At 59.5% G+C, this 23419-nt stretch carries 15 protein-coding genes; 4 read left to right on the forward strand and 11 right to left on the reverse strand.

What is annotated here, in order from left to right; all coding sequences use genetic code 11:
* Nucleotides 1–8 precede the first annotated feature (8 nt).
* The gene (locus OHL12_RS09640) at nt 9–2267 is read left to right on the forward strand and encodes a glycoside hydrolase family 3 protein (RefSeq protein WP_263413610.1); all 2259 of its coding nucleotides are present in this window, start codon (nt 9–11) and stop codon (nt 2265–2267) included.
* 112 nt (nt 2268–2379) lie between these two features.
* Here the strand turns inward: OHL12_RS09640 and uvrA are convergent, their stop codons facing one another.
* The 9 genes from uvrA to OHL12_RS09685 all read right to left on the reverse strand — a co-directional run bounded on the left by uvrA (nt 2380) and on the right by OHL12_RS09685 (nt 15064).
* Nucleotides 2380–4863 carry an excinuclease ABC subunit UvrA gene (gene uvrA / locus OHL12_RS09645; RefSeq protein ID WP_263413611.1) on the reverse strand — a complete coding sequence of 828 codons (2484 nt, stop codon included), beginning with the start codon at nt 4861–4863 and terminating at the stop codon, nt 2380–2382.
* Nucleotides 4864–5128: 265 nt separating this feature from the next.
* On the reverse strand, nt 5129–5422 hold the full coding sequence (locus OHL12_RS09650) for a putative quinol monooxygenase (protein WP_263413612.1): 294 nt from the start codon (nt 5420–5422) through the stop codon (nt 5129–5131).
* 145 nt (nt 5423–5567) lie between these two features.
* The gene (locus OHL12_RS09655; RefSeq protein ID WP_263413613.1) at nt 5568–6725 is read right to left on the reverse strand and encodes a glutathione-independent formaldehyde dehydrogenase; all 1158 of its coding nucleotides are present in this window, start codon (nt 6723–6725) and stop codon (nt 5568–5570) included.
* Nucleotides 6726–6883: 158 nt separating this feature from the next.
* On the reverse strand, nt 6884–8053 hold the full coding sequence (locus OHL12_RS09660) for a zinc-dependent alcohol dehydrogenase (RefSeq protein ID WP_263413614.1): 1170 nt from the start codon (nt 8051–8053) through the stop codon (nt 6884–6886).
* A 9-nt stretch (nt 8054–8062) separates the two neighbouring features.
* Nucleotides 8063–8635, reverse strand: a complete 573-nt coding sequence (locus OHL12_RS09665) for an SRPBCC family protein (protein WP_263413615.1) — start codon at nt 8633–8635, stop codon at nt 8063–8065.
* A 608-nt stretch (nt 8636–9243) separates the two neighbouring features.
* Entirely contained in the window at nt 9244–11247 is a 2004-nt protein-coding gene (locus OHL12_RS09670; RefSeq protein ID WP_263413616.1) for a B12-binding domain-containing radical SAM protein, read from the reverse strand.
* Nucleotides 11248–11280: 33 nt separating this feature from the next.
* Nucleotides 11281–11547 carry a hypothetical protein gene (locus tag OHL12_RS09675; protein ID WP_263413617.1) on the reverse strand — a complete coding sequence of 89 codons (267 nt, stop codon included), beginning with the start codon at nt 11545–11547 and terminating at the stop codon, nt 11281–11283.
* A gap of 137 nt (nt 11548–11684) precedes the next feature.
* Entirely contained in the window at nt 11685–14534 is a 2850-nt protein-coding gene (locus OHL12_RS09680) for a serine/threonine-protein kinase (protein ID WP_263413618.1), read from the reverse strand.
* Nucleotides 14531–15064, reverse strand: a complete 534-nt coding sequence (locus OHL12_RS09685; RefSeq protein WP_263415110.1) for an ECF-type sigma factor — start codon at nt 15062–15064, stop codon at nt 14531–14533. The genes OHL12_RS09680 and OHL12_RS09685 overlap by 4 nt, the downstream gene beginning before the upstream one ends.
* Between OHL12_RS09685 and OHL12_RS09690 the strand changes: the two genes are divergently transcribed.
* From OHL12_RS09690 to OHL12_RS09700, 3 genes are all read left to right on the forward strand, one after another.
* Entirely contained in the window at nt 15044–15211 is a 168-nt protein-coding gene (locus OHL12_RS09690; RefSeq protein ID WP_263415160.1) for a hypothetical protein, read from the forward strand. The two genes, OHL12_RS09685 and OHL12_RS09690, sit on opposite strands and share 21 nt — an antisense overlap.
* Before the next feature lie 70 nt (nt 15212–15281).
* The gene (locus tag OHL12_RS09695) at nt 15282–15752 is read left to right on the forward strand and encodes a hypothetical protein (protein WP_263413619.1); all 471 of its coding nucleotides are present in this window, start codon (nt 15282–15284) and stop codon (nt 15750–15752) included.
* Between the two features lie 915 nt (nt 15753–16667).
* Nucleotides 16668–20126, forward strand: a complete 3459-nt coding sequence (locus OHL12_RS09700; RefSeq protein WP_263413620.1) for a Plug and carboxypeptidase regulatory-like domain-containing protein — start codon at nt 16668–16670, stop codon at nt 20124–20126.
* Nucleotides 20127–20213: 87 nt separating this feature from the next.
* On the opposite strand, the gene OHL12_RS09705 is transcribed toward OHL12_RS09700, so the two are convergent.
* Together OHL12_RS09705 and OHL12_RS09710 are read right to left on the reverse strand one after the other, a co-directional pair.
* Entirely contained in the window at nt 20214–22076 is a 1863-nt protein-coding gene (locus OHL12_RS09705) for a glycoside hydrolase family 2 protein (RefSeq protein WP_263413621.1), read from the reverse strand.
* 121 nt (nt 22077–22197) lie between these two features.
* On the reverse strand, nt 22198–23247 hold the full coding sequence (locus OHL12_RS09710) for a hypothetical protein (RefSeq protein ID WP_263413622.1): 1050 nt from the start codon (nt 23245–23247) through the stop codon (nt 22198–22200).
* Nucleotides 23248–23419: the final 172 nt, after the last annotated feature.

Here is a 23419-nt window from a genome sequence, read left to right on the forward strand (position 1 = left end):
GAGGAACGATGCATTCAACTTCGCGTTCTTTTCTGCACACAGTTGCTTTGCTGTGCATCGCTCCTGCGGTCGTGCTGCACGCCGCGGACGACGCCAAGAAGCCCGCCCCGAAGCCGTGGATGAACACGAAGCTGACTGCCGACCAGAGGGCCGACCTGCTGCTGCACACGCTCACGCTGGATGAAAAGATTCAACTTCTGCACGGCACCGGAGACCCACACGACGGGCGGCCCGACCCGCTGGCGCGCGATGGCAACGGCGGGTCCGGATACGTTCCGGGTTTTCCTGACAAGGACTTTCCGGGACTGCAGATCATCGATTCAGCGAGCGGCGTGTGCTATTCGGCGGGCAGCGGCCGCTACTCCACTGCCCTGCCCGCAAATATCGCGCTGGCCAGTTCGTGGGACACCCAGCTCGCGGAGCGCTACGGTGCCATGATCGGGCAGGAGCTGCGCAACCTGGGTTACAACATGACTTTAGGCGGCGGCGTGAACCTGACCCGCGAGCCACGCGACGGACGTACGTTTGAATATCAGGGCGAAGATCCCCTGCTTGCTGGAACGATGGTGGGTCACCTGATTCGCGGCGTGCAATCGACGCACGTCGTCGGGCACATCAAGCACTTCGCCGTGAACGACGAGGAGAGTGGCCGGCATGCAATCTCGTCGGAAATCAGCGAGCGAGCGATGCGCGAGACAGACCTGCTCGCCTTCCAGACCGGCATTGCGATCGGCCATCCCGGAGCCGTGATGTGCGCCTACAACCGCGTGAACGGCACCTACGCCTGCGAGAACGACTTCTTGTTAAAGACGGTGCTGAAAGGCGAGTGGAAGTATCCGGGCTTCGTGATCTCGGACTGGCTTGCCACGCATTCCACGGTGGCCGCTTCGCGAGCGGGCCTGGACCAGGAGCAGCCCAGCAACGTCTTCTTCGGCCCGGCGCTGAAGCAGGCTGTTGAGCACGGGCAGGTGTCGCAACGCGAAGTGGATGACCACGCGCACCGCGTATTGCGCTCGATGTTCGAGGCAGGCGTGGTGGACGATCCGCCGCAGAAGCAGGTTCCGGATGTTTTTGCTCATGCCCGCCTGGCGCGAGAGGTCGAACGCAAGAGCATCGTCCTTCTGCGCAACGAACATGCGCTGCTTCCCCTGGACGCGAGCCGACCGCAACGCATCCTGGTCGTAGGCCGCAATGCGAACGTGGGCATGATCTCCGGCGGTGGATCGGCACAGGTCGATCCGCCCAGCGGCAACGCGATCGGCGATATTCCCGCGAAGGAGCGGAAGCAGGATTGGCAGAAGGCGGTTTGGTTCCCGGATGCGCCGCTAGATGCTGTGCGAGAAGCCGCACCTTCCGCCGCCGTCGCCTTCGACGACGGAACAGATCTTGCACGCGTCAGTCGCGCAGCGGCAGCGGCGGACGTTGTGCTCGTGTACGCATACCAGTACATGTCGGAGGGCGTGGACCTGCCAACGCTTGCTCTGCCCGACTCACAAGATGCGCTGATTGCGGCGGTCGCCAAGTCGAATCCTCACACGGCAGTCGTGCTGGAGACGGGTGGCCCCGTGCTGATGCCGTGGCTTGACCAGGTGGGCGGAGTGCTGGAGACCTGGTTCAGCGGAACATCGGGTGCCGAGGCGATCGCGGATACTTTGTTCGGCAAAGTGAACCCATCAGCAAAGCTCCCGGTCACCTTCCCACGCAGTGACGCCGACCTGCCCCATCCCCAGCTAGCCTCGCCGCCTGCAGCGTCGCAGGAAGACTGGAGTGATGAGGCGAAGATGTCGCGCAAACTGCTTGCCGGCCTGCCTTCCTACCCGATCGCCTACGACGAAGGCTTGCAGGTGGGCTATCGCTGGTACGACCAGCAGCATAAGCCGGTGCTCTACCCGTTCGGCTTCGGCCTGTCATATACGTCGTTCGAGTACTCGTCGCTGGGAGTGGAACAAGGCAACACGATCCGCGTGACCTTCACGGTCCGAAATACCGGGACGCGAGCGGGTGACGAGGTCGCGCAGGTCTATGCAGCCATGCCTTCGAACACAGGAGAACCGCCCAAACGCCTGATTGGATGGGCCAAGGTGCACGTTGAGAGTGGCTCGACAGCAAGCGTAGTTGTGGACGTACCCAAGGAACGCCTCGGCATCTGGAGCGAGACCGACCATCGCTGGACCATTGCGAAGGGAAGATATGGCATCTCTGCCGGACCAGACTCCGGCCACCTCTCGCTCACGACGGAAATCGATTTGAGCAAAGTCAATTACTGATATCCAGGGGACTGCAAACGGGCGCTCTTCGTAGATCCCGTTGGCGGCAGACTCATCAGACACTGAGTGCATCTCTCCGCAACTGCGAGTGGACTGGGTGCAGCATGCTGCACTAATCCAGATGTTTCAACAGATAAGGTCCAGTGCGGCTGTTCTTAACTCTTGAAATCACCTCCGGTGTGCCCTCCGCCAACACCTTTCCACCTTCATCTCCCGCTCCGGGCCCCATGTCGATCACCCAATCGGCGCCGGCGATCACCTGCATGTCGTGCTCGACTGTCACCACCGTATTTCCCGCATCCACAAGCTTCCGCAACTGTCGTTGCAACCGGTCCACGTCAGCCGGATGCAGCCCGGTCGTCGGCTCGTCCAGCACATACAGTGTCCGGCCACTCTGTGCCCGCTGTAACTCGGTCGCCAGCTTCACTCGTTGCGCCTCTCCGCCCGATAACTCCGTAGCTGCCTGGCCCAGACGAAGGTACCCCAGCCCAACCTCCTGCAGCGTCTCGAGAGCTCGCGCAATCGTCGCTTCCTCTGCGAAGAACTCAGCGGCCATATCCACCGTCATCCCCAGCACATCTGCCACGCTCTTCCCGCGGTACAGCACCTCCAATGTCTTCGCGTTGAAACGTGCCCCGTGGCACGTGGGGCACGGGCTGTACACGCTCGGCAGAAACAGCAGTTCCACACAGACGAAACCCTCGCCTGCGCACGTCTCGCACCGGCCTTTTGCCACGTTGAATGAGAACCGTCCCGCATCGTAGCGCCGCGATCGCGCCAGCTTGGTTTCTGCAAATATCCGACGCACATGATCGAACAGCCCTGTATAGGTCGCCATATTCGACCGTGGTGTCCTGCCGATCGGCTTCTGATCTACCACCACCAGCCGACGTATCTCCTCCACGCCTTCGACGACTCGTCCGCCTATCACGCTCACAACGGCTTCGGACGGGCCATCCCCCGCCTCTTCGTCCTGAATGTCGATGGTCTGCCCCAACCGCGTCGCCACCAGTTCTACAAGGGCCTGGCTCACCAGAGTCGACTTACCAGACCCTGACACACCCGTCACCGCGGTCAACACCCCAAGCGGAAATCTTGCTTCTATATCCAGAAGATTGTTTCGCGTCACGCCCTGCAAGGTCAGCCAGCCCGATGGCGGTCGCCGCTCCGCATCATCGACCGTTGCGGGTGCAAACAGATAGCGACGAGTCTCCGAGCGCTCAACAGCACGCAAACCTTCTGGGGGGCCGGAATACAAGATCTCGCCGCCCTTTTCGCCGGCCCCTGGCCCCACATCGACGATCCAGTCCGCCCGCCGCACCACGTCCAACTCGTGCTCCACCACAAAGAGTGAATTGCCACTTTGCTTTAGAGCGTCCAGCGCGTCCAACAGCGCCGCCGTATCCGCCGGATGTAATCCCGCAGAAGGCTCGTCCAGCACGTACACCACACCGAACAGATTCGAGTGCAACTGCGTCGCAAGGCGCAACCGCTGCAACTCACCCGGCGACAACGTTGGCGTGCTGCGCTCAAGCGACAAATATCCGAGCCCCAGATTCAACAAGACCTTGAGTCTGTCCCCGATCTCACAGGTGATGCGCCGCGTCACTTCTTTCTTTTCCGGATTGGCAGGATGAGCGTTCCCGCCGGCTCTCCCATACGGCTCGATGACCGCCGCCAGCCGCTTCAGGGGCAGCGCCGCAATGTCCGCAATGTCCATGCCCGCAAACTTCACCGACAGCGCTTCAGGTCGCAGCCGCTTGCCGTGACAAACGTCACACACTTCCGAAATCATGAAGCGCGCGACGCGCTTCTTCATCATCGCGCTGTGTGTCTTCGCGAACGTCTCGAAGACGTGTCGCTTCGCGCTCGTGAAGGTTCCCATGTATCCCGGCTCAAGCTTTCGCTTCAGCGCCTGCCGGGTCTCGGCAGGCGTGAGGCCCGGATACACCGGCACCTGCGGCTGATCTTCCGTAAACAAGATCCAATCGCGATCCTGCTTCGGCAGATCCCGCCACGGCCGGTCGACGTCGTACCCGAGCGAGACCAGGATGTCGCGCTGATTCTGCCCACCCCAGGCCGTCGGCCACGCGGCAATGGCTCGTTCGCGGATCGTCAGCGAAGCGTCGGGCACCATCGACTGCTCAGTGACCGTGTACACGCGGCCGAGCCCATGACATTTGGAACACGCGCCCTCCGCCGTGTTGGGTGAGAAGGACTCTGCATAGAGCAAAGCCTGTCCGCGTGGATAGTCACCCGCCCGCGAATACAGCATCCGCAACAAATTCGAAAGGGTTGTCACAGACCCGACAGACGATCGCGTTGTCGGTGCTCCCCTTTGCTGCTGCAGAGCTACCGCAGGTGGCAAGCCCTCGATAGAATCCACCGCGGGGACCGAGAGCTGGTGAAACAAGCGCCGCGCGTAAGGGGATACAGACTCCAAGTAACGCCGCTGCGCCTCCGCATATAGCGTCCCGAATGCCAGCGAAGACTTGCCCGAACCTGAGACGCCGGTGAACACCACGAGAGCATCTCGCGGGATTGTCACATCCACATTTCGCAGGTTGTGCTCGCGGGCACCACGCACGCGCACCATGCCGCTCTTCTGGCTGCTTCCCTCTTTTGCTGTTCCTCCCAAATTGCGCCTCGCCGTGGACCTCTTCGGGTACCTACTTCTGCTCTAAGATGCCTTTAGCTTGACGGTGAGAGTCAGGCATTCACGGATCACAGCCACGAACCCGAGGTTAACCTCAGGCTGAATATGGCTCGCGACGCCCATGCCACACTTCTGGAACTGCGCTTCACAACCCGGGAGGAATGAGTCGGCTCACGCGATACAGCAATGGTGCTTGGGAAGACTTCTACTTCGTCGCGAGTAGATCCGCCATGTGCAGTTGTGGCGCGCTCGCAAAGAGTTCTTCCGCTTTTGCGAAAAGTGCCTTCGCAACCTCTCCGGTAGCGTGTGCTTGACGGCCATCCTCATCGGCAAAGGTGTCGAAGATACCGAACGTCGCCGGTCCTGTTTGGAACGCGAACCATTTCAATGTGTCGGGCTCCTGCAAAACAAGCTGCTTGGCCGACGTTAGAAGATCGGCTACCTCTTGTTCCTTGCCAGGTTTCGCTTCGAGAAGTACCAGAATGCCACAACGATCCATGCGACTCTCCTTCTGCCTTATTGCGCGACGTCAAGCGGGTATGAGCTCGATGATTATCCGATCCGAACGAGACGAAGCGGAGAGCTCTAGGCCGTGCCGTCCTCAAGTGCTCGGACCCTCTGCCAGGAGGGCCCGAGCACCTCTCCTACGCTGCTTGTGGGTGCAGGATTACTTTGTGCCATCCCTCGACGCGCTTATCGAAGTTCTTGTAAGCATCAGGTGCTTCGCTCAGCGGCAACTCATGGGAGATGATCGCGGATGGGTTCGCGCGGCCGTTGTGAATGAGTTCCATCAGCTTACGGTTATAGGCCTTTACGTTGCACTGACCCGTGCCGATCTTCTGCCCTTTAAACCAGAACTTGCCGAAGTCGAAGGCAATTTCCCCCTTCTTCGCAAGCTCGTCCGCGCCGCCCGGATCCTGTGGAACGAACACTCCTACAACGCCGATGCTCCCCGTGAACTTAACCGCGTTCACCAGCGAGTTCATCACAAGGTTGGGCACCTCCTTTCCTTGCGGCGTATGGCACTGGTACCCGATGCATTCGCAACCACAGTCTGTACCCTGTCCGCTTGTAGCGTCGAGTATCTGCTGGACTTCACGACCCTCATCTTCAACGATGGGGGTAGCACCTAGCTTCTCTGCCAAGGCGAGCCGATCGGTATTGTGATCCACGACGAAGATCCGGCTGGCTCCCTGCACACGCGCGGACAGCGTGGCCATCAGTCCCACCGGGCCGGAGCCGTAGATTACGACCGAGTCGCCGGGTGTCAGATTGGCTAGACGAGTTGAGTGCCAGCCAGTTGGGAAGATGTCCGACAACATGACATAGTCGCGCTCTTTCTCCGCCGCGTCCTCCGGCAGGACAAGGCAGTTGTAATCGCCATAGGGAACCCGAAGAAGTTGGGCCTGGCCGCCGCGATATGGTCCCATATCGGCGAAGCCATATGCGGCACCAGCCATATTGGGCATCACGCTGCGATCTGCCGTTGTGAGACAGAAGGCAGAGAGCCCGCGCTCGCAATTGGCACAGAATCCGCAACCGATGTTGAAGGGGAGAACAACGCGATCGCCAACCTTCACCCGATCGACTGCCTTGCCAACCGCGATGACCTCTCCCATATTTTCATGCCCGAGCACACTGTTTGCTGGCATGTCTGTGCGGCCCTCGTACATATGAAGGTCTGACCCGCAGATGTTCGTGGTGGTGATACGAACCAGTACGTCGGTTTGTTTTTCGATGGTTGCGTCGTCGACATTGTCGACGGAGACCTTGCGAGGACCGTGGTACACGAGCGCTTTCATGGTTTGCACCTTTCTGCTGCCAGCGAGCTCGCTGGAAGACGAAGTTGATGGAGGTCTTTGGAAGACGCGTCGAAGAACAGCATGTCTCCAGGAGTGTGCCTCCTCAGGCGCGGTTCGCAGCCATGCGCCTGAGGAGCTTCGTTACAAGCCGGGCAACGCTAGTTCGGCCGGAAGACCGCCCTCAGGATGCCGTCCTTTTTGTGCTTGAACATGTCGTACCCTTTTGGCGACTCTTCCAAAGAGAAGGTATGCGTCGCCAGAAAGCTGGTGTCCAGTTCGCCTTTGCGCGCATGCTCAAGAAGCCGATTCATGTACTTCTGACCATGCTGCTGTGCAGTCTTTACGGTTAGCCCTTTGTTCATGATCACGCCGATGGGAAACTTGTCCATCAGGCCATAGACTCCGAGGATCGACAGCGTTCCCCCCTTCCGGATGGCCATGATCGCTTGGCGCAAGGCTTCGCCTCGATCGGTTTCGAGACGAAGAGCCTGCTTCACAACGTCGTACTTGGCCATAAATCCTGTGCCGTGCGCTTCCATGCCAACCGCGTCGATACATGCATCGGGGCCCCGACCGCCCGTCATCTCCTTCAATGTGTCCAGGACGCTATCGACGGTTGAGTAGTCGATCGTTTCGGAGCCACAGTGCTCCCGCGCCGCAGCGAGCCGTTCCGGAAAGCGATCGATGGCGATGACCCTCTCCGCGCCCAACAGGTAAGCACTTCTTTGCGCCATCAATCCCACCCCACCGCAACCCCACACAGCGACAGTCGCACCCGGTGTCACGCAGAAATCTGCGCCCATATAGCCGGTGGGAGCAGCGTCGGAGAGGAACAGCACTTGCTCGTCGCGCAAGCCCTCAGGCACTCTGAAGCAATCAATATCTCCATGTGGAACACGGACGTATTGCGCGTGCGATCCAGCGTAACCACCAAATGCGTGTGTGTAGCCGTAGATGCCAGCGGTTGTGCCTCCCAGCAACGGCTCCTGTAACTCAGCGTTTGGATTTGTGTTGTCGCACAGTGACCAAAGGTCGTGCTGGCAAAACCAGCAATGTCCGCAACAGATAAAGGACGGAACGACCACGCGGTCGCCTTTTTTCACCTTGCGTACATCGGGGCCGGTCTCCACGACTTCTCCCATGAACTCATGCCCAATCACATCGCCCGCGCGCATGGTCGGGATGTATCCGTCGATGAAGTGCAAATCGGAGCCGCAGGTCGTGGAAGAGCTAACCCGCAGAATGACGTCATGCGGATTTACGATCGCGGGATCAGGGACGGTCTCGACCCGCAGGTCATTGACACCATTCCAACAGAGTGCTCGCATGCTGAACTCCTACACTGCGGCGATCGCGCGGGGCCACGCGGCTGGATTGCGGGATAGGGTGGGGATCTCGCCGGTTTCAACCAGCGACTTGAAGCGGCGGAGCAGCTTCATGAGCAGTGCTCGATCCAGGGAGCGGGTAAACCGTACGAATGCGCTGGTAAGTGTGCTGTCGGGCAGGGGTGAAACACTCAGGGTGACCACTGTTCCAAATTCGGCCGGTATTGCGTCACGAAACCGAAGGGACATCTCGTGAGGAACGGTTGCACCGGGCTCAGACCGCCATTGGAAGCTCGTCCCTTCAACCTGTTTGATCAGCCGCGAAGTCCATGTGATTTCGTGTTGCCCGGGAAGACTGATACGCATGCGGAACCGGTCCTCGCCCTCGCGGGAAACCTGAACTACATCTCCGAAAACCTGTGACATGGTCGCCGGATCTCGCCACGAACGGTAGAGCACGTCTCGCGGCTTGCCGATGGTGACTACGCCCGTGATCGGCTGTGACGAGTGACTGTTATGTCCTGCTGCTTCTTGCTCAGATCTGGCGAACGCGCCGTAGACAATCAGTCCGGTGCCAGCCGCCACAGAGAGCGCTCCTCCAACTCCTCGTTTTCGCAAGCCAAGCAGCACTGCAACGCTGCCTATAGCCGCACAGGTACAGCGACTTATTGTCGAGCCATTCATCAAAGCACCATCATTCTGACTAGAAGACTAGAGCGACATGCGCCGACCATGGGCGGAGATAGCACATGGCCAAGCAACAGCAGGTGTGTTGTTTGTTAAGTACGATTTTGTCGTGAACTGACGTCGAGTCAGGTCCAGCGTCTGTGAACCCCAATTAGTAAGAAGCCATGGGCAGAAGCCGGTGAGCAAAGGACTCAAGATCGATTCGAAGTTGCCACGATCACTGCGTGTTCTGATCCTGCAAAGTGGATCTTTACCTGTCAGCTCCGCTTGATCAGAGGCGAAGGCTGTATAGAGAGTTAGGAGCGGTTTGTAGCGGAGAAGCGTTGCCCTACGAGCTCACCCACGAAGGGGCCTCTGGGCTACGTCGATTCTTGGAATCTTGCTGTACGTACGCGCGAGATCTGCAATCGATGAGGGCTCACCACACTCGAAGTTGTCCATCGGTCCGACGCTTACGCTACGATGTACGGTTCCGAGCCGACGCCAGCCCGCCACTTCGCAAGTGCCTACGCCGTGAGCGAGGCGTCGAAGGTAATCCATCCATCCTTGTGCAGTTCATGGATTAGCTGTTCGATAAGTTCGGTTAAGTCATACGTGTCGCTTAATCCGTATTCCTGTCGCAGGAACGAGCCAATCTCCGCCCCGGAGCCCGCCCCGAAAAGCTTGAGAAGCTTGGCGAGAAAGGGAGAGATGCAGTGAAGGCGAAGCGTGGAATCGTCTTTACGCGATGCATAGAAGGACTGCATTGAAGTTGGCTCATCGCCGGCGGCCAATGCCGCCGTCAACGCAGAGAGGCTGTAACTTAACGTGAGCACTTGGACCGATGTTGCGAGCCGCCACCCTTTTTGCCTTGCATACAAACCTCTAGCTTCTCCGGCCGATGCGAGAGTAGCTTCGACCCTGAGCAGAGTAGAAACAACTGGATCCGATCGAAACTCTCCTTCTTGCACAAAGCGAAGGAAGTCCGATCGAGCGATGTCACGCGCGTAATACCGGCGTAGTTCTCCTGCATTGCGACATCTCGTAGACTCTTCGCTCCACGCGAGCCATTGTTTGTGCAAGTCCAGTGGAGTGACTCGCCTGACGAGGGCGCACAGCAGCCAACGGAAGTGTTCGGTGATCATGCTCAGCCATTCGCGAAGGTCAAAGAGCATCGTCCAATCAAGGTCGGGCGTGGGAATCCGGTAGAAATTCGAGAAGATGTCCGGGTTCTCCCGGATCAGCGTGACTTCCATGTCGGCCTGGCTCAGGCCTTGGTGCGACATGCTCGAGTTGAAGTCCGTGAGGATTAGATCGGCCGCATGCCTGGTCTGCAGCGGAGTGCCTGCCAACGGCGCCAACAAATTCAGTTGAGGATGGGAGCGCTTGCACCGAGCTGACCGCATATAGATCTGCAACGTGTCAGCTACATCTGCCCAGTTCTCTTCGGGAAAGCCGACGATCAGTGACGCCGTGGTACGGATACCAACGTCCTCACAGGCCTGCAGCATGGCTTCCGCTTTCGCCGGATCCAGATCTTTATCGATAATCCGCTGCATGCGCGTCGAGCCGGACTCGATGCCGAAGAATAGTCCACGGCAGCCGCTGCTTGCCATCTGCTGCAGCAACTCAGCATCAACGCAGTCCGTACGTGCGCTGCAGTCCCAAGTGAACGCTTCGCCCGACGCGCGCAGCGTTTCGCAAAAGGCAACTACTCGCTTGCGATCCACGGTGAACATGTCGTGCACGAGCTCAAAATGGCTGATTCCATAGGTCTCCGCGATCTGCCGCATGTCCGCCAACACCCGCTCCGGCGAACGAAGGCGGAAGCGTCGGCGAAAAAAGTCATTGGTCGAGCAGAAGCTGCAGGAGAACGGGCAGCCCCGACCCAATTCGATGGAGGCCGAGGTTGCATCCCGAAGATAACTGCTCAGGTGATACGCAGGAGAGGGCAGGGAATCCAGATCTTCGATGACGGGTGGACTAGCTGTTCGATACACCTGGTTGCCGTCGCGAAAACAGAGCCCAGGCACATCCGCGAAACGATAATTCCCGCAAAGTTCACGGAGAAAGATTGGCAAGGAGCGCTCAACTTCACCCCGCAGAACGAAACCGACTGCGGGGAAGCGGCGAAGTACCGCCTCATCCACCACAGAAGCCTGGGGACCGCCAAAGAGGACCATCGCGTGCGGTCGAAGCCGTTTGATGGCATCTGCAATCCTCAGGCTGAGAGGGAACGAGCTACAGATCGAACTCAGGCCGTACACATCCGCGTTAGAGCGGACCGCCAGCGCTCCCATGTAGTCCGCGAATTCGTCCATGCAGGGTTGTTCGCCATTCAACGCGAAGCGAAGGTACTCCGCATTCACATCGAACAGGTGCGGGAGGTCGCCCCACTGCTCCAGTACCGACGCGACGGACAGGATGCCGAGCTGCGGCTGCAAGGCTGCCTGTTGCACGGCCCTGCTAAGGATCTCCTCGCGGGAGCGAAATTCCGTAATCGTCGGTGCAGTGACGAGAGCGAAATGCATTTGCGATCCGGGGCCCTAGCGTAGACCGACGAGCTACGGTGCCCAGCCTTCCTGCTCGAGGCGGAGGTCCAGACTATACGTTGTCGATCCCGACGCTTCGGAAGAAGGCGCGGCGCTTGCATCGAGATATGTCGGACGCTGTGCGGTAGAGCAAACTTTCTGGAAGGGCAGATCCTCTACCTTCAAAAGCTGCTTCAGATCTTCCAGAAATCGCCTGCCCTCTTCGGTATCGGGAATTTTGATTTTCAACCCCGTGTCAGGCTGTACGGTTGGGCTAAGGATCTTCTCAGGCTTCTCCATCCAAGTACTCCTCTCTGCGTTGTTGTGGATCGAGCTATCCGCACCTGCAGATCGCACGAGCGGACCGGCACCGTGTTCGTTATAACGCATAGAACCGTGAAGCCAACAAAATGTTGACGCGGTCGCCTCCAGACGTCTTAGTGGACCTGAGCAAGGGTGCCGACCTGTATGGTCGAGCTCTGCTCGCCAAGATTGAGGAAGAGGCTATCGCCGTCAGTGGACAAGTTCAGCACGCGCGGCAAGACCTCGTCTATGGAGGCGCGCTGGTTATGGATGTGGGCTGCGACGATGGGTTCGCCGAATCGTTGTTTAGCCACATCGAAGCGGCGACGATAAAGGCACATGAACCCGTCGCGATTGGAGGTGTACACGATGCCGGTTCCGTTGCCGTACCAGCGCGGGTGCAGTGGTGTGCCTGGCTCCTCCGGCATGAATACTGACCGTTGTGGATGGAGGTCGATGGAATTCAGGTGCACAACCTCGATTCGCTTGCGCGCCGGCGAAGACGCGACCAGAACCAGATTGCTCGTGGCGGCTGACCAACTCGCGTCCCCCAGCATGGCTTCTGTTTCACTCAAGACAGGCTGTTGCTGGCCGGTGCGTGGATCAGCGAGCGAGAGCGCCTTGAGTCCGCTTCGGAAAAAGAACATGTGGTCGTGCGCAAACCAACCGAAGGGCGCGCTGCAGTCTTCGCAGATACGCTTCATGCTGGTCCCGATGCGCCCTGCATATACCGCGGACCGGCCTGTCGGTTCTGCCTGCTGAAACGCTAGCCAGACCCCGTCGCGGTCGACTATAGGTGACTGCGCCGACAAGCCTTGGTTCCAGACCACGCGTTCCTGACCGCTTTGCAGGTCGCGCAGCACCACCACACGTTGTGCGCTTCGCCCGCGCGTAAAGACGAGATAGCGCCCTCCCTCCGCGACAAAGGGCTGACCATCTACCTCGGGATCCTCTGTCACCTTTTCCAGAGAAAGCTGCTTCTTTTCAAGGAGACCGTCCATTTTCCAAATGTGAAGAGCTCCGGTGATGCGAGTGAACGCGATCGATCCCCCTCCTGATATTGAAGGATCGAGCTCACCGGAATCGGACGGGAGCAGCCATCGCGGCTGACCGATGGCGTGAGGATCACTGGGCGGCAACGAAATTTCGGCAAGATTCAGCCTGCCACTCGTGTTCATAGAGCTGTAGACGAGCTGATTCCCGCGCCACTCCAGAGAGTTGAGTCGGCCCGGCAGGAAGTTTTTCGCACGCAGAGAGAAAAAGGCGTGGGTGGGTGCGACTGTGCCAGTGCTGGCAGAGGCGATCCACCAATCCAGGCAATCGGGAAGAAGGCCCGGCGCCAAACAGCCTGTCAGCAGAATCGCCCGCCCGTTCGAATTCCAAACGGGGTACCGTGCATCCTGGAACTGGGCTGCCACGAGCTGGGGAGCACCACCGGCCAAGGGCAGCAGAAATGCCCTTCCGGAAGGCGTGCTGGAATCCGGATCGCCGGTCCAGTAGAGGAGGCTCTTGCCGTCGGGTGAAAACTTGGGATCGCGGCCACCCCTGATCAGAAGACGAGGAGACTGTTCTGGCGCTTGTGTCGATGCCAGATAGATGCCGCCGCCGTCACGCTCCGATCGAAACGCCACCTGGCTTCCATCGGGAGAGATGCTTGGAACGGTGTCTCGTGCGCCGTCGCGGGTCAGCCGAATGACGGGTCCGGAGGGAAGCTTCTGCACAAAGATGTCCAGGTTGCCAGGCTCGGCGCGATCTGAGGAATATGCCACGAAGCGGCCGTCCTGCGAGAGGGAGGGTGTCTCCGACTTATCCACGTCTGGAGTTATCTGCACCGTATTGCAAATCACGCAGGCGACGGGAGGCACCCTGGCGTGACGTTTCCAGAGCAGTAGTCCTAAGCCCGCCGCTAGCAGGATTGCCGCCGCTTCAACCCAGATCATGCGCGTGCGCACGGGTGCGGGCAGAAGCGAGGACCTGACCGCAGCCATGTCGGGGAAGCGGTCGTCGGGTGCGGGTGCGGTGCAGCGTTGAATCACCCGCAGCCACGTCTTTGGATACGCGATGTTCCGTGAGTCGATGGACAGGTTACCCGTTGCTGGCGGCGTCTGACCCGTCATCATCTCCCACAGCACCACGCCGAATGCGTACTGGTCCGCCGCAGGTCCAACCACCTCACCGCGCTTCTGCTCGGGCGACATGTACCCCGGAGTTCCGCGTGCGATCAGGTCGCTTCCGTTCGTGACGCCCGGCGAATTCATAATGGCCAGACCGAAGTCGGTGATCACGGCGCGCACCGGAGAGCCAGGCATGTCGAGCAGCATGACATTACCCGATTTGAAGTCCCGGTGAACCAGACCACGCGTGTGGGCGGCCTGCAGCCCCGAGAGCATGGCAACGGCAAGGTGCTCTGCAGCAGTGCGCAACAGCGGGCCGTGCTCACGAATGTGGGCCAGAAGAGTAGTCCCACGTAGCAGTTCCATGCTCAGGAACCAGATGGGTGGTCCCTCAGCCGGCTCCTCGCAGAAGAGCTCGTGCACGCGGCAAATGTTGGGGTGGGACACCTCGCGGGCAAGCCGCACCTCCTGCTTGAAGCGCTCAATGACCGCAGGATTCGCTGAGATGTGAGGAAGGATGGTTTTGAGGGCAACGGCTTGGTTCAGCTGGCTGTCCCACGCTTCGTATACCTCGCCCATACCGCCGCGGTTGATGTAGGACCGTATTTCAAAGCGTCGAGCCAGAACGGCGCCCACCACGAATGCAGGTGAGCTGGAAGGCTGCTCCAGTAACTCGCCAAATAAGTTGCTGGCACCCGCTTCCAGGAAGTCGCTTAAAGCAGGGACAGCCCCCAGGAGGCGCAGTACTTCCGCTTCCAAGGCCAGGTCGCCGTCGCAGGCCGCATGCACAAGCGCCATGTGGCGAGATGCCGGCTCATCCGCGATCGAATCGAAGATTTCTTTGACCCGACTCCACCGGTCCGGGCTCATGTCTCAGCGGAGCCGCGCGCCAATTCCGTGTAGAGCCAGCTTTTTGCCAAGACCCAGTCGCGCTTCGCGGTTCGGAGCGAAATACCTTGCGCTTGCGCGATCTCTTCAAACGAAAGCCCGCCGAAAAATCGCATCTCCACGGCTTGCGCCAGACGCGGATCAAAGGCGGCCAGCTTGTCCATCGCTTCGTTCAGAGAGAGGACATCGATCTGCTGTTCGAACACCTGCACGCGCGAGTTGAGTTCCACCTGCTCATGCCCGCCGGGACGTTTCTGAGCTTTCGCCGCCCTCGCATGGTCGACCAGCACACGCCGCATCGTGTTTGCGGCAAGAGCAAGAAAATGGGCTGTGCTCTGCCAATCGATCCGTTCTGTTTGCAACAGTTGCAGGTAGGCTTCGTGCACCAGAACCGTCGGCTGCAACGTATGACCTGGGCGCTCGCGGCGCATGGCGGCCTCTGCCAGGCGGTGCAGCTCGCGATAGAGGAGAGGCACCAGTTCTGACGCAGCATGCTGGTCACCCGCATGCACCTGATGAAGGAGCTGCGTAACCAGATGCTGTTCCGCACCGAATTGCGATTGAGGGGACGACAAAGCCATATCGTTCAGCCTTTGCGTGTCGGCAACAGTTTAGCCGGTGAGTTCGTGTTCATGGCAGCACAAATTCTTTTTTTGTGATGGCACTTTGTCCGGCGCGTTTCCGCCTTATCCAGTGAGGGCTGAAAAAGCCCCAAACCAAGGACAAAGTATGAACAACTCTCTTCTCCCAGGTCTGATGGCGCGCCGAAACATGGCACGCCTTGGTTCTCTCGTTCTAAAACTCGCGATTTTCCTTCCGCTGCCGGCATTTTGCCAGGGCAGGACGGTTTCCGTCGCGAAAATCCCCTTCCGATTTGCGGCGAATGGCCACATTCTGCCTGCTGGCGAATACTTCCTTCACCGCGACAGCGAAAACATCTACTCCCTGCGAACGCGAAGCGGCGCAACGGCCAGCAGGTTCATGGTCTATGGGGATACCTCTTCCACAAGCCAGCAGAGGAGCAAGCTCGTCTTTCGCGTCAGCGCGACCGGCTACTACCTCGATAGCGCATGGACCGAGGGCTCACGCGATGGCATTCGAGTGGTGAATCCGCGGCCCAAGAAAGAAGTGGCCGCCGTGCCAACCGGGAACGATACCGCCATGGTCGCCTCGGAAGTACAAATCCCGCTGGAAAAGTGATCGCATCTGCATTGCCGGCATCGCCGGCAGGTTAGGTCGCGGCGCCACCCAAACTCTATCGGGCGAACGCCTTCCCCGCATCCGCGCCACAGAAAGAGGGGCTCCACATGTACATGTCAATGAAGGAAGGTATTCGGCAAGGGATTCCGCCGTTTGCGTTGTGTCGGTTGCTTGCCCGCCAGAAGCGCATTCTTCACGCCTGTTCGCGAGAGGTCAGGGCCTCCCAGCGGATTGTCGGGAGCCGCGGCTTTACTCAGCCATATGGGGCGCGAGTTCCAAGGTTCGAACTTCTGTCGAGTGGGCCGGGGAGGTTGCTGGAGAATGCTTCACCTGCGGCAACGCTAAGTTCGGCTACCCAGCCCTTGTCCCAAGCTGAAGTGAGCAGATCACTGGACCTTGTCGCTATGCCGAATATTTCGAACTGAAGTAAGCGAAGCTTCGAAAGAACAGGCAAGGCAAGCGCGTGCGCACCCTGGCTGTCCCCACCAGGGTGAAGCACGGCGTCGGCGCCCGGCACACTGCAGCGGAGATAGAAGAGGCTGTGAGCCAGATCAGTCACTAGGGCTCGAGTGCATACGGCGCGTCAATCAAAAGTTGGAGGAGGCCGAAGGCGCCCTTGGTCTCCTGCTGCATTGGGCAGTCTTGAACAGCGTGCTGCCTCGGCTCTACGCACGGATAATCAGTAGCTTCCGGGCAGATGTGACCTCACGGCGCTCGCGAGTTCATTCGACTCCAAAATCTTGTCAGGATCAGAACGAGATGTCAGCGACCAACTTCCACAACGTCTCGGTCTCAGCTTGCACTGCATGCTGTGTTGACGATTGCTGTATACGGCATTGATACTCGCTCGCAACTCAAACTAACTGCTTCGGGGCGCTCTGAAATCTCCGGGCAGCATTGCTTTTTGCGAGGCTTATGCGTCGATCGTTACTGTGCATTGCGGCACTCACAGCTATTCCGGCTGCGGTGCTCGTCCATCCGTTGGCGGCACAAACCATTTTTGGCCAGATCTCCGGCACCATTTCGGACCCGAGTGGGGCAGCTGTTCCGAACGCGACCGTAACCTTGACCAACACGGGCAAGCAGTTGACGCGCACGGTCACGACTGACAGCAGCGGCAACTACACTGCAACAACCCTGCCGCTGGGCACGTACACCGTTGCGGTCACCGCGCCTGGCTTCAGCACGGCTCAGCAGCAGAACGTGGAAGTGACGGCCGACGCCAGAGTCACCTCGAACCTGACGCTGCAGGTAGGCCAGAGCAGCGAAGTGGTCGAGGTGCAGGGCGGTGCCGTTGAATCGCTGAACACGACCAATGGTTCTCTGGAACGCGTGATCGATGCACGGCAGGTTGATAATCTGGCCCTGAACGGCCGCAATTACACGCAGTTGCTGACGCTGGTGCCGGGCGCGGTGGTGACCAATCCGGACATCTTCTCTGTTACCACCTCGCTTGCCTCGAACAACCAGACCATCAACGGTAATCGCAGCGACACCAACAACCTGACCGTGGACGGCGCCTACAACCAGGTAGCCGGTTCTAACGGCTCGCTGATGAACAACGTGGGGCCGGACTTCATCGCCGAGGTAAAGATTGATACTTCGAACGCTTCGGCAGAATTTGGCCGCACTTCGGGGCCGACCTTCAATATCGTCACCAAAAGCGGCACCAACCAATTCCATGGCGGCGCATTCGAGTTCCTGCGCAACAGCTACCTGGACGCGACGAACTACATTGCGCGCCGCAAGACCCAGTTGATCTACAACGACTTCGGCTTCTTCGTTGGCGGCCCGATCATCAAGGAGAAGCTGTTCTTCTTCGTTGGTGAAGAGTGGAAGCGGCTGCGCCAGCAGGCAACGGCCCAGACCTTTACGGTGCCTACGAGCGCGATGCTGGCGGGTGACTTCTCTGGCCTCTGCACGGCAGGCTTCGTCAACGGTGTGTGCACCAACGCCACACAGCAGTTGTATATCCCGGGCACCAGCACCCCCATCGCCAACAACAACATCGCCAGCCGCATTACACCTGACGGTCGCGCGATCGCGAACGTTTACCAGACGATCATCAAGGGTGGCCTGAGCTATCGCGATGGGCAAACGGGTACACCCAGCAACAACCTGACCCTGGCGCCCTCGAACCCGCTGAACTTTCATCAGGACCTGGTGCGCTTCGATTATGTCATCAATCAGAAGCATTCTCTGTTCGGTCGCTGGATTCACGATCAGAACTCACTCATCGATCCTTTCGGCACCTTCTCCAACAGCGGCATCCTGAACACGACGCCAACGCAGCGCAACCGTCCCGGACAGAGCTATCTGCTCTCGGAGACCTGGCTGATCCACCCCAACCTGATCAACCAGGTACAGGGCAATGCAAGCTGGGCAGCGCAGCGCATTCCACCCGTTGGAAACAACTGGAAGCGTGAGACCTACAACTTCCAGTACCAGAAGCTGTACCCGGGCGTGGGTACGTACCCGAACGGCATTCCGATCGTGAACGTCACGAATTTCGCCGGCTTCCAGGGACCGAACTTCGGGCTGCTGTCGCCGTCGACGGACATCCAGGTCGCGGACAACATCACCTGGGTCAAGGGTGACCACAACTTCAAGTTTGGCGCTGCGTACATCCGCGATCGCGTGGACCAGAACGGTCGCTCGAACTACACGGGTACTGCGACTTTCAACTCTCTGCCGACAACCAGTAACTGCCGCAGCGCTACGGGCAACACCACCTGCTACTCACTGGCCGACGCGTTCCTGGGTAACTTCCAGAGCTACTCGGAAGCGAGCGCCGATCCTGTGGGTCACTTCCGCTTCAACCAGATTGAAGGGTACGCGCAGGATAGCTGGCGCGCCACGCGCAAGCTGAGCCTGGAGTACGGTCTGCGCTACCAGTGGATCCAGCCGTTCTACCTGCAGGGAAACAACGCGACCAACTTTGACCCATCGGTTTACAACGCGGCAAACGCGGTGACCGTGACGCCGAGCGGCGGCCTGGTGGCTAACTCCGGCAACCTGTACACCGGTCTGATCCGTGCCGGCAACGGCGTTCCGAGCGATCAGCAGATCCGGGTGCCGAACGTGAACACGGCGCTGTTCCCGCTGATTCCAACTGGCGCACCGCGCGGCTTTTACAAGATGAACGGAGCCGTTGGACCACGCTTCGGCTTCGCCTATGCTGCCAATGACAAGACGTCCGTGCGCGGCGGCATCGGTATGTACTACTACCGTCCACAGGGCAACCTGATCTTCAGCCAGTTGAACCTGCCGCCCTTCCTGAACAACACCCAGCTCGGCATCGGCAACCTGGGCACCATCTCAACGCAGGCTGCCGCGGCTCCGGGACTGCAGGGAGGAATCAGCGCGATCGATCCGCGAAACAAGAACCCCTATACGCTGCAGTACAGCTTCGGATTCCAGCGCCAGTTGCCATCGAGCGTGCTGCTTGAGGTGAACTACGTCGGCAACGTAGCGCACCACCAGTTGCGCCAGCCCAACATCAACTTCCCTGACCTGGTCAGCACCGTCACCAATCAGAACTCGGCAACTCCGTACTCGTCCACGGCCATCTTCAACCCGTACCGCGGCTATAACGCGATCAGCAGCAACCGGTTTGATTCCAACTACAACTACAACGCTCTGCAAGTCTTCGCTTCCAAGCGCAAAGGCGTAGTGACGGCGACCCTGGCATACACCTATTCCAAGGCGCTTGGTGATTCGTCCGTGAACAACATCACGCTCGAGAACTGGCAGAACCTGCAGTACAACTACGGTCCCCTTTCGAACGACCGACGCCACGCCTTTGTAGCCAGCTTCGTCATCCAGGCACCGGAACTTCGCGGCCACAACTTCGCTGTCCGCGAAGGCATCGGTGGCTGGCAGGTGAGTGGTGTAGCCCGGCTGCAGAGCGGTGCCTACTACAACGTTCAGGCAAGCTCGCCAGTGCAGTTCGGAACCGTTCGCGCGGATCAACTGCCTGGCACGAAGATCTACGGCAACGGCCACGCCGGTCTGAACGGGTACCTGAACAACACGGCGGGTAATGTGCAGACCATCAACCCGGTCACGGGCGCGGTGGTCAACACGCCGACGCGCGGCGCGTTCCTTGCACCGCCGAAGACGGTGTACCGGTTCGGCAACTCGGGCTATGGCGCAATCGTCGGCCCGGGGCTCGCACAGACGGACATGACCCTGTCGAAGTTCTTCCCAATCCACGAGAGCGTCCGGCTCAAGTTCCAGTGGGATGTCTTCAACGTCCTCAACCGCACCAACTTCAACGGCATCAACCTGAACGCAAGCAACAGCAACTTCGGCACCTTCTCCTCGGCCTTCCCACCGCGGCAGATGCAGTTCGGTCTGAAGCTGCTGTTCTAACCACCAGCAAGCAAGCGGGCCCACCTTCTCGCATTGAGAGGGTGGGCCGTTTCTTTGCTAGCCACGAGGATGGGTTGTGCGGATCAGCTACTCCGCTTTGACCGGCGGGTTCTCGGTATACGTCTTGCGGACCAGCTCCACACTTTGCTTCGGCTGCATCGTTTCAGAAAACAGGCCTTTGCGGTTATACCCGTTCTGCAGCTTAGGAATGTTCCGCGTGGACGACCGGAAATCCATCAACACCCATGGCGTGGTTCCCCGCATCTGCGGAATGCGACGGATCATGGCGAACTGATGCTGTAGAACGTTCACTTGCTGCTCTTCCGTCCAGCGATCGTGCGCTCCGCCGTGATTGCCGGGCGTCGCCTCGGCGCCGAACTCCGACATGATGAACGGCTTTTGTGGTAGCACCCAGGTCTTCCGGTCGGCGTCTTCCGCCGTGCCTTCGTACCAGCCGATGTATTCGTTCTGACCTACAACATCCAGCGCCGGCATCAACGGATCATCCTGCACGATGCGATCTTCACTTACGCGCGGACCGATCAGAGCGCTGGTGATCAGGCGCGTGGAATCGGTGTGGCGCGCTTCGTTCGCAAGGTTCGTCAGAAAGCGTGTCCGGTCGGCGTTGTTCGGCGTTTCGTTCGACACAGACCAGAAGATTACCGACGCTTTGTTCTGATCGCGACGGATCATCTCGTGCAGCATGGTCACGGCCTTGGCGTAGACCTCCGGACTGCTGAAGGTGATGCGCTGCCACAGTGGGATCTCCGACCACGCCAGGATGCCTGCAGCGTCCGTCGCGCGGGTCATCCGCTCGTCATGCGGATAGTGGCACAGCCGCACGAAATTCGCGTTGATGGCATGCAGCATCTTGACGATGTTCTGCATATCGGCATCGCTGTATGCTCGGCCACCGCGCACAGGAGCCTCCGCGTGCATGTTGGCACCGAGCAGCGCTATCGGTTTGCCGTTGAGCAGGATGCGTGTGCCGTCCACACGAACGTCGCGGAAGCCGATCTGGTCTGCCACGTGATCAGCCCCCGCGCTGATCTGAACGGCATACAGCTTTGGATTGGTGGTGGACCACAGGTCGAGGCGTTTCGCCTCTGCCTGGAAGGACGCCTGACCGTTGCCGTCTGTCGTCGCCGTGGCGTCAACACCCGCTTCCGGAATGCGGATATTCACCTTGGTTCCGGCTGCGGCGCCTTCCACGTGAACATAACCGGCAACGGTGCGCGCCGCGGCAGATCCAGGAGCGAAGCTGGCTCCGTGCTGCAGTTGAACGCGGTAGTCGTCGATGAACTCCGTTGGCACCGTGATCAGCGACACGTCACGTGTGAGGCCGCCATAGTCGTAGAAGTCGTAGAGCAGCGATGGAATGTCGTCCTGGTGACGCGTTGAGTCCACCGCCGCCACGACGAAGTTGCTGCCCGGGTGCAGCAGCGCGGTCGCGTCACAATCGAATGGCGTGAAGCCACCCTCGTGCTCACACAGGCGCTTGCCGTTCACCCAGAACACCGAACGGTAGTTGGCCGCGCCAATGTGCAGGAAAGTGCGCTGGCCCGGCTGTGGCGTGTAGTCGAAGTCGCGCTGATACCAGACCACGCCTTCAAAGCGCAGCAGCGTCGGATCCTGCGTGTTCCAGTCGCCCGGCACTTTCAGCGTAGGCGCGGTGCTGAAGTCATACTCGGAGTTGTGCGGTCCACTGCTGATGTTGGGATGCGTGTTCAGGGCATAGCCCGTGTCGCGAATCTTGCCTTGCGAGTCATAGAGCTCACGCGCGGGCGGCTGCTCCACCAGGTAGTGCCAGTCTCCATCTAGAGACTGTGCCGGCCGGCGGTCGGCACCCACCAGCAACGTTCGAAGTGGTGTCTGTTGAGCGGCGGCACTGGCGGTCAACACAAGGCAGGCAACGGCGGCAAGCGGCTTGCTGCAGGAACGAAGGCGCACTGGCAGAATCCTCGCGACAACTCTATCGCACGCACAATACCTTCGGCTTAGGACTGCGGTCCCATTCGTTAGCGCCAGGCGTCATCCTTGCAAGAAAAGGCCGTGCGAATCTCCCCCAATCTCAGGCGGCGACCTTGCTCACCAGGCCACTGGCATGCACGTGCTGCGGGTTCGTGGATCGGTCGGCCAGACGTTCTGCGAGCAGGATGATGCACACCGCCGTGTAAGGGCATAGCTCTCCGTAGATCCGCGTCTCCAGAATGACGCCCGTATAGAACATGATGGCAAACCACGGAACGACGATCCAGATGTAGTTACCGAAGCGGACCGGCTCGATGCGTCGCCAGAAAAGAAGCACGATCGGGAACAGGTAGCCGCAGATGTTGAGCAGAGCCGGAACCAACCGGATTTTAAGCCTGCCCGCGTTCTCGGCGATGCGAATGTAGTTCTCGGATTCGTCGTTGCCGTTGAAGTGGTAGGACAGCCACAGCTTGATGGCGAGCCAAACCGCACAGAGCAATCCTGCCCGCAGCCACGGGATGCGACGCCAGTCGAATCGCTCCTGCAAGGGCGCGTCCGCTTCCGGGTTCCTGCTTACAGCATCCAGCACAAAGATGCCCGCAAGAAACAGCGTCGTTTCACGGTTCCACGTCCCGACGGCAACAGTCAGCAGCAGTGGGAGAAAACGCCTGGTGTAGACGCAGACCAGGCCCACGGTGAAAAACGCGAGGCTGATCATGTCATACGGGTAGGAGTAGTTCGCTTCCACGTGAATGGTGTACGTCCACATCACCGTGAACAGAAAGAATGGGAAGACGAACATCGACAGGGAGCGCCGGGGGCTGACGGCTCGGTACAGCAGTTGGGTAAAGACGGCGGCCACTGCGAACGCGACCAGGCTGACAAGAAAGAACGGAGCGCGCGACCACGGGATAACGCCGTTTGCATGCGAAAGACGATGCATCAGCCACGGCGATGCATAGATAGGTTTCAGTAGAAAGATCGGCAGGACCCGCTCCTGAAACGGCAAGCGTTCGTGACCGGAGAGATAAGCCGGCAATCGAAGATAGAAGTCCGTGCTTCGCGCATAGAACCGCACGAACTGCAGACCCGCGCAGGCGTACAGCAGCACAATAACTGCGCGAGAGATGCGGTGGCGAACAGCGGTCATTGCGGAAAGTATGAGCGACGAAGCGGACCTCGACACGCTACACATCGACTGGCAGCGACAGCATCGGCACAAGTGGCAGAGAACGACATCCGAACGTTAGGGACGGCAGCGGCGGGCAACGAACTTTGCCGGGCGCGGCAGGAGAGCTTCGGTCTTAACTACGTAGAGGAGA

It is taken from the genome of Terriglobus aquaticus (genome assembly GCF_025685415.1).
Taxonomy (GTDB): Bacteria; Acidobacteriota; Terriglobia; order Terriglobales; family Acidobacteriaceae; genus Terriglobus; species Terriglobus aquaticus.